The sequence below is a fragment of the Burkholderia sp. LFS061 genome (assembly GCF_047978125.1).
GTDB lineage: Bacteria > Pseudomonadota > Gammaproteobacteria > Burkholderiales > Burkholderiaceae > Burkholderia > Burkholderia pyrrocinia_C.
The window spans coordinates 123,251-137,643 of sequence record NZ_JBFPFS010000007.1 but is presented as its reverse complement, the minus strand read 5'-3'; the positions used below and the strand labels follow the sequence as shown (position 1 = coordinate 137,643).

Annotated in this window: 14 protein-coding genes; 7 read left to right on the top strand and 7 right to left on the bottom strand. The window is 65.1% G+C overall.

Annotation, left to right across the window (positions count from 1 at the left end):
* Nucleotides 1-13: 13 nt before the first annotated feature.
* Nucleotides 14-796 (bottom strand): DUF1266 domain-containing protein, encoded by a 783-nt coding sequence (locus tag ACNQQL_RS08915; RefSeq protein ID WP_347063883.1) that lies wholly within the window; start codon nt 794-796, stop codon nt 14-16.
* Complete coding sequence (locus ACNQQL_RS08910; protein ID WP_072440462.1) at nt 790-2,067, bottom strand: hypothetical protein; 1,278 nt, start codon at nt 2,065-2,067, stop codon at nt 790-792. Before ACNQQL_RS08910 ends, ACNQQL_RS08915 begins: the two co-directional genes overlap by 7 nt.
* Nucleotides 2,068-2,128: 61 nt before the next feature.
* Between ACNQQL_RS08910 and ACNQQL_RS08905 the strand changes: the two genes are divergently transcribed.
* Both ACNQQL_RS08905 and ampC read left to right on the top strand, forming a co-directional pair.
* Nucleotides 2,129-2,419 carry a hypothetical protein gene (locus ACNQQL_RS08905; RefSeq protein ID WP_347063882.1) on the top strand — a complete coding sequence of 97 codons (291 nt, stop codon included), beginning with the start codon at nt 2,129-2,131 and terminating at the stop codon, nt 2,417-2,419.
* A gap of 242 nt (nt 2,420-2,661) precedes the next feature.
* Complete coding sequence (ampC, locus tag ACNQQL_RS08900) at nt 2,662-3,831, top strand: class C beta-lactamase (RefSeq protein WP_347063881.1); 1,170 nt, start codon at nt 2,662-2,664, stop codon at nt 3,829-3,831.
* A 30-nt stretch (nt 3,832-3,861) separates the two neighbouring features.
* Here ampC and ACNQQL_RS08895 read toward each other — a convergent pair whose 3' ends face one another.
* Both ACNQQL_RS08895 and shc read right to left on the bottom strand, forming a co-directional pair.
* Entirely contained in the window at nt 3,862-4,233 is a 372-nt protein-coding gene (locus ACNQQL_RS08895; RefSeq protein ID WP_239483149.1) for a cupin domain-containing protein, read from the bottom strand.
* 54 nt (nt 4,234-4,287) lie between these two features.
* Nucleotides 4,288-6,342: a squalene--hopene cyclase gene (shc, locus tag ACNQQL_RS08890; protein ID WP_347063880.1), complete on the bottom strand. Its 2,055-nt coding sequence runs from the start codon at nt 6,340-6,342 to the stop codon at nt 4,288-4,290.
* A 53-nt stretch (nt 6,343-6,395) separates the two neighbouring features.
* Between shc and ACNQQL_RS08885 the strand changes: the two genes are divergently transcribed.
* The 3 genes from ACNQQL_RS08885 (at nt 6,396) to ACNQQL_RS08875 (ending at nt 8,874) form a co-directional block, all read left to right on the top strand.
* Nucleotides 6,396-7,100, top strand: coding sequence for a TetR/AcrR family transcriptional regulator (locus tag ACNQQL_RS08885; protein WP_072440471.1), 705 nt, complete (start codon nt 6,396-6,398; stop codon nt 7,098-7,100).
* A gap of 44 nt (nt 7,101-7,144) precedes the next feature.
* Nucleotides 7,145-7,639, top strand: coding sequence for an ATP-binding protein (locus tag ACNQQL_RS08880; RefSeq protein WP_347063879.1), 495 nt, complete (start codon nt 7,145-7,147; stop codon nt 7,637-7,639).
* Between the two features lie 107 nt (nt 7,640-7,746).
* Entirely contained in the window at nt 7,747-8,874 is a 1,128-nt protein-coding gene (locus tag ACNQQL_RS08875; RefSeq protein WP_347063878.1) for an aminotransferase class V-fold PLP-dependent enzyme, read from the top strand.
* Between the two features lie 99 nt (nt 8,875-8,973).
* On the opposite strand, the gene ACNQQL_RS08870 is transcribed toward ACNQQL_RS08875, so the two are convergent.
* The 3 genes from ACNQQL_RS08870 to ACNQQL_RS08860 form a co-directional block, all read right to left on the bottom strand.
* The gene (locus ACNQQL_RS08870) at nt 8,974-9,198 is read right to left on the bottom strand and encodes a hypothetical protein (RefSeq protein WP_072440475.1); all 225 of its coding nucleotides are present in this window, start codon (nt 9,196-9,198) and stop codon (nt 8,974-8,976) included.
* Between the two features lie 281 nt (nt 9,199-9,479).
* Nucleotides 9,480-9,683, bottom strand: a complete 204-nt coding sequence (locus ACNQQL_RS08865) for a cold-shock protein (protein WP_105392005.1) — start codon at nt 9,681-9,683, stop codon at nt 9,480-9,482.
* Nucleotides 9,684-10,242: 559 nt separating this feature from the next.
* On the bottom strand, nt 10,243-11,688 hold the full coding sequence (locus ACNQQL_RS08860) for a DEAD/DEAH box helicase (RefSeq protein WP_347063953.1): 1,446 nt from the start codon (nt 11,686-11,688) through the stop codon (nt 10,243-10,245).
* Between the two features lie 331 nt (nt 11,689-12,019).
* On the opposite strand from ACNQQL_RS08860, the gene ACNQQL_RS08855 reads away from it, so the two are divergent.
* On the top strand, nt 12,020-12,481 hold the full coding sequence (locus tag ACNQQL_RS08855; RefSeq protein ID WP_347063877.1) for a VOC family protein: 462 nt from the start codon (nt 12,020-12,022) through the stop codon (nt 12,479-12,481).
* Nucleotides 12,482-12,787: 306 nt separating this feature from the next.
* On the top strand, nt 12,788-14,353 hold the full coding sequence (locus ACNQQL_RS08850; protein WP_347063876.1) for a methyl-accepting chemotaxis protein: 1,566 nt from the start codon (nt 12,788-12,790) through the stop codon (nt 14,351-14,353).
* Nucleotides 14,354-14,393 lie beyond the last annotated feature (40 nt).

Here is a 14,393-nt window from a genome sequence, read left to right as displayed (position 1 = left end):
TCGGGGTCGGCGGTCATGACGAAACGGGTTGGGGATCGAAGATGCGGTAGCGCTTCCACGGCAGCGAAAGCCAGTTTCCGGACGGATTGCGCAGGTGCTCGCGCACTTCCTGCGTGGCGCGCGACGACGCGGGGCCGTTCTGGCCGCTGCCGCGCAACCAGTGCTGGCGCGCCCGCGCATACGCGAGCCCGAAGTCTTCCCAGCTGTCGAAGCTGTCCTGCGCGCGCTGCGCATTGAGCAGCAGCACGACCCACGCCTGCTGTTCGGACGCCCAGCCGAGCAGCGCGATGCAGCGCACGAGAAACGCGGTGCGCGCGCAATCGAACGCCAGCGCGTCGCGCACGCGCCCGACGGCCGCAAGCTGTTCGTAGAAGCCTTCGTGCGAGCGGCCGACACCGCGTATCCAGCCCGCGAGGATCGGCGCAACGCGCTGCACGATCTGCCACTCGGGCAGGTCGGCCGGCAGGTCGAGTTCGCGCCGCAACTGGCGGGCGAGCTGTTCGCGCTGCGTGTCGGGCAGCGCGTACACGAGGTCGTCGCAATCGCAGCGCAGCCCGTTGCGGATCAGCAGGATGTCGGCAAGTGCGAGCGACCAGCGGCGGCGATTCGGCGGCGCCTGGTCGGCGAGCGTGCGGGCGAACGAAACCGCGGCGGTCTGCCGGACCGGCACCGCGCGGTCGGTGCCCGCGGCCTGGTCGGCGTCGACTTCGCGCACCATCCGCGCGGCGATTCGCAACGAACGCCACACGTACCGCACGAGCCACAGCACGGCCGCGCCGATCAGCAGTTTCAGCATGACGGGCTCCCGGCCGCTGTTGAGGGCAGCGCGAACGCCGCGCACAGCGCGGGATCGATCGGAATGCCCTCGATCGAGAAGGCGGCCGCTGCCCGAGGTGCATCAGGTTCGCGCGCGGCCGGCAGCGCATCGCCCGGCAACGCGTGGCGCGCGGCCGCTGCGACGGCCGGGTCGATTTGCCGAAGCTGACCGAGCGCGTACGGCGCGTTGCGTAGCAGCAGCCATTGCAGCACGGCCGGCGGCTGCGCGAAATGCTCGATCAGGTGGAAGTTCTCGCTCATTACGCTCAGCAGATGGTCGGGCGAGCGCACGTCGGTGACGAAGGTCCATTCGCCGGTGGCCGCGCCCGGCGTGTCCGGCTCGAACACGAGGCCCATGCCCTCGCAATCCGGATGACGCTCGCCGCGCGGCGCGAGCGTGCGCAGGAACTGGCGCACGTCATCCGCATAGCGGCGCACCGGATGGCGGTTCTGCTTGCCCTTGATCTGGTCGATGCGCAGGCCGTCGCCGGTCACCGACAGGCTGATCGTCACGTGCGGCTGGTTGCCCGCGCCGCGCAGCGTGAACAGGCGCAGCCGGCCGTCCTGCGCGGCTTGCGCATACTGCTCGCCGTACCCGCCGCGCAGCCGGCGGCGATCCGCGAACTGGCCGAGACAGTGCTGCATGTAGTACGACTCGTAAGCCAGCTCCTCGCGCAGCGCCGCATGATCGCCGGCGAATTCGAAGACGATCCCGTTCGGCGTGCGCAGCACCTCGCGTAGCGCGAGGCCGCTGCTCGGCACCCAGCCCTTGTCGCGGCGCGCCTGCATCCGCTGGTGTTCGCGCTCCCGCATGTCGAGCGCCATCGCGCACGTGATGCGCTGCAGTTTCTGCGCGAGCCGCGTGCCGGCGCGTGAGCGCAGGAATTCGACCAGCACGCGCTCGCGGTCGATCAGCAGCATGTGCTCGGGATCGATGAAGTAGAGCGGCTTCGGCTCGACCGCCGCGCCGTTGACGCAGCCGGATGCCGGTTGCGTGCGGAACCGGCGCACGAGCCAGTCGGGCGCAGGCCGGTCGGCGCCGGCGAGCGCGCGGTAATCGGCGAGCGAATCGAGCGGCCGCGCCTGCTCGAACGCGCCGACGACCCAGCGGAAGAAATGGTTGCCGAGCCACGCGCGGATGTCGGCCGGATCGCCGCGCTCGGCGCTGCGGCGCGCGATGGCCGCCTTGATGTCGGGCGCGTTGACGACATCGCGCGGCCGATAGGCGGACGCGGCGACGGTTTCGGTCACGGGGTCACTCTCCGGTCAGGCAGGGCGTCCGCGGGCGGGACCCTGGAGGTTTTTGGCTTGCGTGCTGGAGGGCATGCGGGCGCGATACGCGGCGGTATTGCGGGTGCCCGATGCAGGTCGGTCGACGCGTGAAAATCACGCGACCGCGCGGCGGCCAATGACGCGGGAGCGGGCGATCGAGGAATGGCGATTCATGGTTTCTCTCAGGACGAATTTTATTTTTTGCTGCCGCGAGTTTACTGCGATCCGCGCGGACGAATCAATCGCGCGGCGCGCCGGCGTTTGCCAATCTGACAAGACTTATCTCTTTTTCATCGATTTTCGATGCAGCGCCATTCGGCTGCCGGATTGAATGCCGTTAAAACCGACAGGTTTTTCCGGCAAACCGTCGAGCGATTCGGGGTTGCAGCGGTGCGATCCGGCGCTTCGTGCATTTCATAAGTTTTTCTTTAGGCTCGCGCAACATATCGTCGATTGTGCGCGGCCGGCCGGTAATGGATAGTCATGCTTCGACTGGCCGACCGCCGCGATTTCCGCGCGGCGCGGCCGAATCCGTTGTTCATGCAACCATCCGATATCAAAGGAACCGCAACCATGCGATTCGACGCGACACGCTTCGCCGCGACCCTGTTCGTCGCTGCGTGCGCCACCGCCATGGCCGGCCGCGCGGCCGCATTCACGCAGAACGACATCCACGCAACCGTGACCCGCCATGTCGCGCCGCTGATGAAGCAGTACGCCATTCCCGGCATGGCGATCGGCATCGTCGCCGACGGCAAGCCCTACGTGTTCGACTACGGCGTGATGTCGACGCAAACCGGCAAGCCCGTCACCGGCGACACGCTGTTCGAGATCGGCTCCGTCAGCAAGACGCTGACCGCGACGCTCGCGTCCGATGCGCAGGAGGGCGGCGAGCTGTCGCTGTCGGACCCTGCGGCCAAGTACCTGCCCGCAATGCAGGGCAAGCCGTTCGGCGGCGTGACGTTGCTCGAGCTCGGTACGCACACGCCCGGCGGCATGCCGCTGCAGGTGCCCGACAGCATCCGCGACGATGCCGGCCTGATCCGCTATCTCGACGCGTGGCGGCCTGCGTATGCGCCGGGCACGCGCCGCACGTATTCGAACGTCGCGATCGGGATGCTCGGGTGGCTCACCGCGAAGGCGATGAACCGCGATTTCTCGGTGCTGATGGAGCAGCGGCTCTTTCCCGCGCTCGGGATGACGCACACGTATATCAACGTGCCCGATGCGCGCACGGCCGATTATGCGCAGGGCTATACGCAGGACGGCAAGCCGATCCGGATGACTGGCGGCATGCTGTGGCAGCCGGCGTACGGCGTCCGGACCACGGCGGCCGACCTGCTGCGTTTCGTGCAGGCGAACATGGGGCTGATCGAAACGGCGCCGCGGCTGCAGCGCGCGATCGAGCGCACGCACACCGGCTATTTCCGTGCAGGGCCGCTGACGCAGGACCTGATCTGGGAGCAGTATCCGTATCCGGTCGCGCTGCCGACGCTGCTCGCAGGCAACGCGCCGAAGATGCTGTTCGATGCGACGCCGGCCAGCGCGATCAAGCCGCCGCTCGCGCCGAACCCGGACACATGGATCAACAAGACGGGCTCGACCAACGGCTTCAGCACGTATGTCGCGTTCGTCCCCGCGAAGCGGATCGCGATCGTGATGCTCGCGAACCGCAGCTTCCCGATCGAGGATCGAGTGAAGACGGCATACCGGATTCTCGAGTCGCTCGGCGGCGGCCGGTAACGCCTCCGGCGGCGGACGAAGCGCCGCCGCTTACTCGGGCGGTTGTTCGTCGTACGCGACGAAGATCTTGCGCGTGCGTTCGACGACTTCCCACGTGCCGCGAAAACCCGGCGGAATCACGAAACGATGGCCGGCACGCAGGGTCTTCCTGTTGCCCTCCAGGTCGGTGATCACGGACGTGCCTTCCAGGATCTCGCAGTATTCTGCTTCGGTGTACGCGACGTGCCAGCAACCCGGCGTGCTTTCCCAGATGCCGGTCGAGAAACGGCCGCACGGGCTCGCGAAGCCGGGCGTGAGCGTTTGCAGCGGATCGCCCGAAATCAGCTTCTCGGGCGACACGTGGTACTGCGTCGGCTCGCCGCTCGGGGTGAGCGCGTCGGTAATGGATGAAACGTCGATCATGATCGGCATGCTTCGTCGAGTTGGGTGGAGTGGAGCGCGCCGGCGCGGCGTCGCTCAGGCGACTGCCGTGTCGGTTGTTTCCACTGCCATCGTACCGCGCACGGTCGAGCCCGGCGATGACGCAGCGCCCGCGAGCCGCCGATAACGCGCAAGCGCCCACAGCGGGAAGTACGCGGTATAGCCGTGATACTTCAGATAGAAGATGCGCGGAAAGCCCGGCGCATTGTGCGAGCGGTGCCACCAGAAACCGTCGTCCTGTTGCACCGACTGCAGATACGCGATGCCGCGCTTCACCGAATCGGATTCGCAGTCACCGAACGCCATCTGCGCGAGCAGCGCCCACGCGGTGCAGTTCGACGTGCTCTCGCCGGAATTGGTGCCGGCGAGCTTCGGGTCGATGTAGCTGTCGTTCGTCTCGCCCCAGCCGCCGTCCGCGTGCTGCCGTGCGCGCAGCCAGTCGAGCGCGCGGGCGATGTACGGCTGCGACTTGTCCTCGCCGGCAAGCGCGAGGCCGGCCAGCACGCTCCACGTGCCGTACAGGTAGTTCGTGCCCCAGCGACCCCACCAGCTGCCGTCGGGCTGCTGCGTGCGCTTCACGTAGTCGATGCAGCGCGCAAGCGCCGCGCGGTCGTCCGCGCGCTTCGTCACGCCGAAGCACAGCAGCACGCGGCCCGACACGTCTTCGGTCGGCGGATCGAGCAGCGCGCCGTGATCGGCGAACGGGATCGCGTTCAGGTACATGCGGTCGCAGTCGGCGTCGAAGGCCGCGAAGCCGCCGTTGCGCGATTGCAGCCCGCGCATCCAGTCGAGCGCGCGCGCGACGCGCGGCGCATACGGGTTCGTGCCGTCCGCGTTGCGATGCGTGCGGCCGCGGCGATCGAGCATCGCGGTGACGAGCGCGCTGTCGTCGATGTCGGGGTAGTACGGGTTCGCGTACTGGAATGCCCATCCGCCCGGCTCCGTATCGGCCGGCGCGTTCTCGATCCAGTCGCCGCGCAGGTCGTTCACCTGGCGCTCGGCCAGCCAGTCGTACGCGCGCGCGATGCGTTCGTCGAGTTCGCGCAGCGCGCCGGCCGGCTCGCCGCCTTCCGGCACTGCCACGCCGCGCGCCTGCTCGAGCGCCATCGTGCTCCATGCGGTGTCCCACACCGGCGACAGGCACGGCTGGCAGTACACGCTGCTGTCCGGCCGCGCGACCAGCAGCTTTTCCAACGCGTTTTCGCAATCGCGTCGCAGCGGATGATCGTCCGGATAGCCGAGCACTTCCATCATCTGGTAGCTGTACACGATCGGCGGGAAGATGCCGCCGAGCCCGTCCTCGCCGTTCATGCGTTCCGCGCACCACGCCTCCGCCTGGCGGATCGCGCGCCGGCGCAGGCGCTTCGGCATCAGCGGCTCGAGATGGCGGACCGTGCGGTCGAGCGCGAGGAACAGCTTGCGCATGCCGCGCGCGGGCGGGAAGTAGTGACGTTCCTGGTCCGGCGGCGTGACGAACAGCTCGCGGATCGAAACGTTGCGCGGATTGCGGGCGCGCGCCTTCAGCGAGCACAGCACGAGCAGCGGCACCATCGTCGTACGCGCCCAGTACGCGACCTTGTACATCGAGATCGGCACCCACTTCGGGAACAGCACGAATTCGATCGGCATGAACGGGGCCGCGCGCCACGGCACCTGGCCGAACGTCGCGAGCAGGATGCGCGTGAACACGTTCGAGCGCGCCGCGCCGCCGAGCTTCAGGATCGCGTCGCGCGCGCGGGCCATGTGCGGCGCGTGTTCGCTGTCGCCGGCGGCCTTCAGCGCGAAATACGCCTTCACGCTGCACGACACGTCCGGTGCACCGTCGACGTACAGATCCCATCCGCCATGCGTGTCGAGCCGCTGGTTCGCGCGCAGGTAGCGCGCCATCTTCTGCTGGCGGACGTCGTCGATCCTGTCCATGAAATGCATCATCAGGATGTATTCCGCGGTGATCGTCGCGTCGGATTCGAGTTCGAAACACCAGCTGCCGTCGGGCTGCTGAAGACGCACGAGCGCGTCGCGTCCACGGGCGATGGCGGTGTCGAGCGCTGACCAGGGGGAAGGGGCGGGTTTGTTCATGCGGCGGATCATACCATCCAGCCGGAATGTTTATATCGAGACCCTCGGGTGCTAACATCCGCACCATGAAAAAACGCCTTGAACCTGCGCCGCACGACGTGTCCGCGCCTGTCGAACCGGCTGGAACGGCCGCTGTGCGGGCATCCGAAGGATCATCGGTGCCGGTGGCTGCCGCCGCTGCCGGCGTGCGGCGGAAAAAAGCGCCGGATCAGGTGCGCGCGCAATTGCTGGCGGCGGCATCCGAGATTGCGACGCATCACGGCGTGGCGGCGTTGACGCTCGATGCGGTGGCCGAGCGTGCCGGCGTGACGAAAGGCGCGCTGCAATATCACTTCGCGAACAAGCAAGGGCTGCTGGATGCGCTGTTCGGGCAGGCGACCGAGCGGTTCGCCGCGCAAATGGCCGCGCGGACGGCGGCGGATCCCGGCGGCGACGGCGCGGCGGCGCGGGCCTATCTGCACGCGGTGCTCGACGCGGCCAATCCGGCGGCGAGTACCGATGTGCTGCGCGTGCTGGTCGCGTCGATGATTACCGAGCAGGAGACGCGCGCGCGATGGTCGGTGCCGATGCGGGAATGGACGCGGCCCGATCCCGTGCCGCTGGAGCGGGCGGCGACGCTGATGATCTGCCGGCTCGCGGCCGACGGGCTGTGGATTTCGGAATTGCTCGACAGCGTCGAGGTATCGGCCGAGTTGCGTTCGGAGATCGTCCGGCAGCTGGATGCGATGAGCAAGGGGGTGTTTCCGAAGGAGAGTGGCGGGGCGGCGTGACGTGGACGCGCCGCAATATTGCCGGCGGGGTAGCCATCGACTGAATGCATGTCATCACAACCCGCCCGGAAGGCGGGTTTTTGCTTTCCGGGCAATCGATGGAGAGCCTGGAAAGGCAGACCGAAACGACGCATCGCGCGACGGCATCGAACGATGCGGTCATGCTGCACATGGTATGCGGCAAGATCGCGTCCGGAAAATCGACGCTGACCGCGACGCTCGCAAGCGCCGAGCGGACCATCCCGATCAGCGAAGACGATTGGCTTGCTCGCCTCTATCCGGGCGAGATTCTGTCGATCGACGACTATGTCCGATGTGCAACGCGCATCAAGGATGTGATCGTCGATCACGTCGGCGCCGTGTTGCAGGCCGGCGTCCCGGTGGTTCTCGATCTCCTGTTCAATACCGTCGCTGCGCGCGCATGGGGGCGCGCCGTTTCGCAGCCCGCCGGCGCTTCGCTCCGGCCGCCGCCGCGCAACTTCAAGCGTGCGCGCGAGACCAGACAAAATATGCGCCAGGTTGCGGGCGGCCTTCGTTAGAATCGGCTTTCGTCGAGAAAAAAAACGAATTTGCATCGGTGCAGCGGTACCCCGTCACGGATACGGCTCGCCCCGACGCCATTGTTCATCTATTACCGGAGACGACCATGCCAGGCTTACTTCCCGATGTCGACCGCGACGGGCTCCTCGAATATTCCGTGGTCTACACCGACCGATCGATCAATCATATGTCGCAGCTTTTTCAGGGCGTCATGCATGACATTTCCGCTTCGCTGAAACAGGTCTACAACGCGAAGTCGGCCGTCGTCGTCCCGGGCAGCGGGACGTTCGGCATGGAAGCCGTCGCCCGGCAGTTCGCGACGAACAAGAAGTGTGTGGTCATCCGCAACGGCTGGTTCAGTTTCCGCTGGTCGCAGATTTTCGACATGGGCAGCATTCCGTCCGAGACGACGGTGCTGAAGGCACGCCCGGTCGAACCGGGAAGGCAGGCCGCCTATGCACCGGCCCCGATCGACGAGGTGGTCGCCGCGATCAGGGAGCACAAGCCGGATCTGGTCTTTGCGCCGCACGTCGAAACCGCATCCGGGATGATGTTGCCCGATGCGTATTTGCGCGCGGTATCCGACGCCGTGCATGCCGTCGGCGGCATGTTCGTACTGGATTGCATCGCCTCCGGTACGGTCTGGGTCGATATGCAGGCCAGCGGCGTCGATGTCCTGATCAGCGCGCCGCAAAAGGGCTGGAGTGCGCCACCCTGCTGTGCACTGGTCATGCTCAGCCCGCTCGCCCGCGAAAGAATCGATGCGACGACCAGCACCAGTTTCGCGTGCGATCTTCGCAAATGGCTGCAGATCATGGAAGCGTACGAGAACGGCGGGTTCGCGTACCACGCGACGATGCCTACGGACAGTCTCGCGACGCTGCGCGACGTGATCAAGGAAACCGACGCATACGGTTTCGACAAGGTGAGAGCGGAGCAGCTCGAGCTCGGCAAGCGCATTCGTGCGCTGCTCGCAGACAAGGGTTTCAGGAGCGTGGCGGCTGAAGGTTTTCAGGCACCGGGCGTCGTGGTCTGCTACACGGACGATGACGGCATTCGATCCGGCAAGAAATTCGCCGATGTCGGCTTGCAGATCGCGGCCGGCGTTCCGCTGCAATGCGACGAGCCTGAAGATTTCAAGACCTTCCGCATCGGACTGTTCGGCCTGGAAAAACTGCATGACGTCGAAGGCGCGGTTGCAAGGTTCGCCGGCGCGCTGGACCGCATTCTTTAGGTCGACTTCCGATCCGCTCGAGTGATGTTTGGGCGCGCTTTGTCGAGCGCGCCCCGGTGCCTCGGATACGTTGGGTTTCCGGTACCGGGGGCGTTGCGCTTAACCGCGCGTGTCGACCCAGTTGCGTGCCCAGCGTGTCGAGTGCTGCAGCGCCTGCGCTTCGCTCGTGAAGTAATCGAGCGAATAGAACTGGTAGCGGCCTTCGGCGCGCGAGCTATCGGTGTGTTCGAGCAGCAGGTTGGATGAAAAACTACCGTCGGGCAAACGATGCGCCGAGGGTTGGACGGCATAGCCGTTGTATTGTTGAATTCGTTTGTTCTGCATTTTAATTTTAATAATGATGTGCGAATGCGCGCGTGCCGTGCGAAATATGCACGGGTGCGCCGATTCAAAGCCATTGCGAGCTGAATCTGAAGCAGTCGGAAAGCGAAAAAAGGGCCTTGCAGCCAGAGGGGAGAATGAAGTGCAACGAGGCGTGTGGCGCTTGGCAAGCTGCTGAATAACCGATGCAGCTAAGAGCGATCGCGCCAACTTTGGGAGACGAAGCTCCGCGAGGGTGTCGCTGCAACCCGGCGTCCGTTTCGGGAGGCCGGGTTCTTCAAACTTTACAGCGGCTGGATGTTAGCCGCTTGCAGACCCTTCGGGCCTTGCTTCGTTTCGAAGCTCACCTTCTGATTTTCAGCCAGCGTCTTGAAGCCGTCGGCCCGAATTTCGGAGAAATGAGCGAACAGGTCGTCGCCGCCCTTGTCCGGAGTGATGAAGCCAAAGCCTTTGCTGTCGTTGAACCACTTGACGATACCGGTATCCATGAAGAATCCTTGAGAAAAAAATACGGAGATTTGCTCTGTTGAAGAGCGCGTGAAGCGTCAAGGAGGGAGAGGACAACGAATACCGCCGAGGAGCGAGCAATTGATGAACAGCAATCGAACTTCTTGAACTTCGATGCACACACTAACCGCCGGGTAGTGCCAGCGTCAATAATTATCTTGTAACTGTGTTGCCGGGCGGTCCGTGTTGCGGGTGAAGCGATGTGGCCCTGCGTGGCTGCGCGCCATGCGTGGCATGGCGCGCGGGTTAGGCAGAGCGTAAGCCGGTCGGTGATTCCGAACGACCCTAAGCGGTAGTTCGCGATGCCGATCAAATGACGGCTTTCGTGTGAGAAGCGGGCACATTCGCCGGAGACGACCTCGATCGGGCGCTCGCTGCGCACGATTTCAACGTCCGTTCGGCCCCGAAGTTGTTGCGAATCCTGGATTCAGTGCGCCGTTACCCGCCGACCCGATGCGCGCCGAAGCCGCGCCGCTGCCTGCCGGCGGGGGCCGCAAACCGCCGGCCTGTTGCGAGGCTGGCGTGACTCATCCCAACGAATCAGGGTTGACGTTTGCCGCGGCCGCCAGCGAGTTTGCCAGCCGGCTTGCGTGAACCCGCAGCCGGTTTGCTGGCGGGTTTGCTGCGTGGCTTCTGAGCGCTGAATGGGTTGCCGCTCGACGAACTCGTGCCTTTCCCCGCGGCTACAGCACGCTGCGCCGCCGGATTGTGCTTGTTTTCGCCACCTTGCGGGCGCGGTTTTTTGCTGGGCGCCTGCATGGCGCCCGACGCAGCTTGCGGTACTTTGGGCTTCTTGGGCTTTTTGGGTTTCTTGATGATCTGCCCCGTTGCGCTGGTTTCCGGCACGCGGTGTTCGGCTTCGAAACCCGGCTCTTCTTCACGAGGCAGCGTTTGCCGGATCAGCGCTTCGATCGCGGCCAGTTGCGGCGCTTCATCGGCACACACCAGGGACACCGCCACGCCGCTGGCGCCCGCGCGGCCGGTACGGCCGATACGGTGCACATAGTCTTGCGCCACGATCGGCAGATCGACGTTGATCACCAGCGGCAGGTCGTCGATATCCAGCCCGCGCGCAGCCACATCGGTGGCGACCAGCATATTGACTTCGCCCGTCTTGAAGCGTTCCAGCGCACGCAGGCGCGCGGGTTGCGGTTTGTCGCCATGGATGGTGTCGATCGCATAGCCCGCTTCATCCAGCATGGCCGCCAGGTAATCCACGCCTTTGCGGGTTTTGACGAACACCAGCGCGTGCTCCCAGTTGTTCTCGGCCACAAGATGCATGAAGAGGTCGGGCTTGTTCCTTTTATCCACCGGCACCACCCACTGCTTGATCTTGCTGGCCGTCGCATTGGGCGGGCTGACGCTGATATTGACCGGGCTGCGCAGAATGCCCGCCGCCATGGCACGGATATCGTCGGTAAACGTGGCAGAGAACAGCAGAGTCTGGCGCCGAGCGGGCAACGCGGCAAAGACGGTGTCGAGTTCGCGCGCAAAGCCCAGATCCAGCATGCGGTCGGCTTCGTCCAGCACCAGCGTTTGTACTTGATCGAACTGCACGGCGTTCTGGCGATTGAGATCCAGCAAACGGCCCGGCGTGGCAACGAGCACATCCACGCCTTTGCGCAACTTCATCATCTGCGGGTTGATACTCACACCGCCGTAGGCGGCCAGAAATCGTAAATCGAGGCCTTTGCCGTAATCGACAAAGCTTTGCAGCACTTGTTCGGCCAGTTCTCGCGTGGGCACCAGCACCAGAACACGTGCGCGGTTGCTGGACACCGCCGGGCCGTGTTGCACCAGCCGTTGCAACAGCGGAAGCGCAAACCCCGCCGTTTTGCCGGTGCCGGTCTGTGCCGCGGCCATGACGTCCTTGCCACCGAGCACGGCAGGAATCGCCTTGGCCTGCACCGGCGTAGGTGTCTGGTAATTGAGATCCTGCACATTACGCAGCAAGGGATCGATCAGGCCAAGCGAGGCAAAAGACATGGGCGTATTCCGGGCTAAAACCGCAATTCTAGCGGTTACCGCGCTGATTGCACCGTGCACATCGATGGTCAACAAGATCGACGTCGATCGCCACTGAAAGACGTAGCGGTGCCGGGTGCCGCGCACCCGCATCGCCGCCAACTGCCCGAAACGAGGCCGGAGGCTTGCCTGGCCATCCGTGATCGAATCTGTCGCGGTAACGAGAATCAGGAAAAGTCGAGGCGGCACGAATAGGAATGCTTATTTCGCAAGATCGTGGAACCGACAGGCGACTGAACCATGCCGGTTGCCGACAGACGCAATCGGCCGTTGCCTCTCCCTTTGCAGACCTTTGGCGCCCGGAGCACAATACCCCGGGAAATCTCGTCGGAGGCAGCGCGACATGATCAAATTTCAGCCCGATGGATGGCATACCATCACGCCTCGAATCGTCGTCCGGGATCCGGAAAGCCTGATCGAATTCATCCGGACGGTGTTTCGCGCACAGGGCGAATTCCGCGCCGGGCTGCCTGCCGAAATCCGGATCGGCGACTCCGTCTTGATGATCAGCGGCGGAGACGGCCTGCGCGATCCGATGCCGGCGTTTCTGTACGTCTATGTCGAGGATGCCGATTCGACCTATCGGCGAGCGATTGCAGCGCATGCGATCTCGCTCGAAGTTCCAGCCGACATGCCGTACGGCGACAGGCGCGCGATGGTGAAGGATCCGTGGGGAAACACATGGCAGATTGCCACGCACCAGCGCGACTTCCCGGTTGACGAGATTCGTTCGAGGCTGGCCAACGACGGATAGCCGATGGTACGGTGCAGCGCGCGCTCCGAGGGTTCCGCTTTCCGTCCGCAGTTGCCCGAATTCCGCCCACGGCGCCCCGCCAGCACCGCTTCGCTCGACAGCGGACGCACCGGCTGTACGCATCTTCCGCGCCCCATTTGTCGCAATCGTCAAGATTCGAGTCGCGTGCAGATAAAACCTTCCCGCCGACCTCGCCGTTAACCCGTTCGTAGCCCACGCGCCGCGTGTTGCGATGCAGCGCTCGTCTTTCGTGATCCGGAATCCACATCCGCCGCCGGCCGCGCGTGGTCGGCGCAAGGGAACGTCATGCGAAAACAATTCACCATCCGTGGCGGACTCGTCGCGACCATCGCCGGCTATACTGTGCTGCTCGTGCTGGTGGTCGGCGCATGCATCGCCGGCCTCTACGTGAGCAATGGCTCGCTCGAGGCGATGTACCGCGACGACACCGCGTCGCTGCTGCACCTGAAGACCAGCTCCGAGCGGATGCTCGTGCTGCGCGAACGAATGAGCGACGTCGCGCAGATCATCAGCGCGGGCCAGTCGGGCAAAGCGGAAATCGCGCAGCTGCACGTGCTCCTCAAGCAGAGCAACGACGAACTGGACGCCTACACGCGCCTGCACGTGCGCGACGCCAACGAGCAGGTGCTGTTCGACACGCTGCAGAACCGCCGCCGCGCGCTGCTCGAGCGCGTGTTCCTGAAGGCGCTGTCGCAGCTCGACGGCGACGACGCGTTCAACTTCCTCGATACGCAGCGCACGGCGCCACCGGCGCTGTTCGCTGCGTACCAGGATGCGATCGACGCGCTCGAATCGTTCCAGGTCGCACGCGAAAAAGCCCGCTACGATGCAGCCGGTGTCAATTTCCACCGGATCGTGTGGGGGATGGCGGCGGTCGCGGTGCTTGCGCTCGTCGTCGGCTTCTTTGCGCAGCGCGTGCTCGCGAAGGCGATCATCGAGCCGATCAATCTCGCGGTCGATCAATTCGAAAAGATTTCGAAAGGCGACCTGACCGGAACGGTCGTCATTCCCGGCGCAAACGAAATGGCTTATCTGCTGAATGCGCTGAAGCGGATGCAGGACGGCCTCGTCGACACCGTGAACCAGGTGCGTGCGAGCACGGAGACGATCGTCGGCGACGTTCGCACGATCGCGAGCGGCAACGTCGACCTGTCCGCGCGTACCGAGCAACAGGCCGTATCGCTGCAGCAGGCGGCGGCGAGCGTCGAGCAACTGACGGCGGCCGTGCGCCAGAATGCGGACAACGCACGCGATGCCCGCACTTACGTCGAGGGCGCGGCCGGCATCGCGTCGCGCGGCGGCGACACGATGCGGCGCGTCGTCGAGACGATGTCCGAGATTTCGCACAGCTCCGCGCGGATCTCCGGCATCGTCGGCGTGATCGAGAGCATCGCGTTCCAGACGAACATCCTCGCGTTGAACGCTGTCGTCGAAGCCGCGCGTGCCGGCGAGCAGGGGCGCGGTTTCGCGGTCGTCGCAACGGAAGTTCGCGGGCTTGCGCAGCGTTGCGCGTCGGCGGCGAAGGAAATCAAGGATCTGATCGGCAATTCCGCGCGACGGGTCGAAGACGGCAGCGGCCTCGTCACGCTGGCCGGCTCGGCGATGGCCGAACTCGTCGCCGCGGTCGAGCGCGTGAACGCGATCATGAGCGAAACGAGCAACGCCTTCGAGGAACAGTCGTCGGGCATCGAGCAGGTGAACGCCGCGGTCATCCAGATGGAGCAGACGATGCAACGCAATGCCGCGCTGGTCGAGGAAGCGGCGGCCGCGGCGCTGTCGCTCGACGAGCAGGGTTCACGGCTGAGCGCGGCGGTCGCGCAGTTCCGTCTGCGCGACGAGGCAGTCGCATGACGTGCTGACGCTTGCGACCGCAGCCGGGTTGTCGATGTCG

Coding starts and splice junctions, on each gene's coding strand:
- shc (WP_347063880.1), bottom strand. CDS start 6,342: ATGATCCGCCGCATGAACAAACCCGCCCCTTCCCCCTGGTCAGCGCTC.
- ACNQQL_RS08885 (WP_072440471.1), top strand. CDS start 6,396: ATGAAAAAACGCCTTGAACCTGCGCCGCACGACGTGTCCGCGCCTGTC.
- ACNQQL_RS08860 (WP_347063953.1), bottom strand. CDS start 11,688: ATGTCTTTTGCCTCGCTTGGCCTGATCGATCCCTTGCTGCGTAATGTG.
- ACNQQL_RS08915 (WP_347063883.1), bottom strand. CDS start 796: ATGCTGAAACTGCTGATCGGCGCGGCCGTGCTGTGGCTCGTGCGGTAC.
- ACNQQL_RS08850 (WP_347063876.1), top strand. CDS start 12,788: ATGCGAAAACAATTCACCATCCGTGGCGGACTCGTCGCGACCATCGCC.
- ACNQQL_RS08865 (WP_105392005.1), bottom strand. CDS start 9,683: ATGGATACCGGTATCGTCAAGTGGTTCAACGACAGCAAAGGCTTTGGC.
- ACNQQL_RS08870 (WP_072440475.1), bottom strand. CDS start 9,198: ATGCAGAACAAACGAATTCAACAATACAACGGCTATGCCGTCCAACCC.
- ACNQQL_RS08875 (WP_347063878.1), top strand. CDS start 7,747: ATGCCAGGCTTACTTCCCGATGTCGACCGCGACGGGCTCCTCGAATAT.
- ampC (WP_347063881.1), top strand. CDS start 2,662: ATGCGATTCGACGCGACACGCTTCGCCGCGACCCTGTTCGTCGCTGCG.
- ACNQQL_RS08895 (WP_239483149.1), bottom strand. CDS start 4,233: ATGATCGACGTTTCATCCATTACCGACGCGCTCACCCCGAGCGGCGAG.
- ACNQQL_RS08880 (WP_347063879.1), top strand. CDS start 7,145: ATGCATGTCATCACAACCCGCCCGGAAGGCGGGTTTTTGCTTTCCGGG.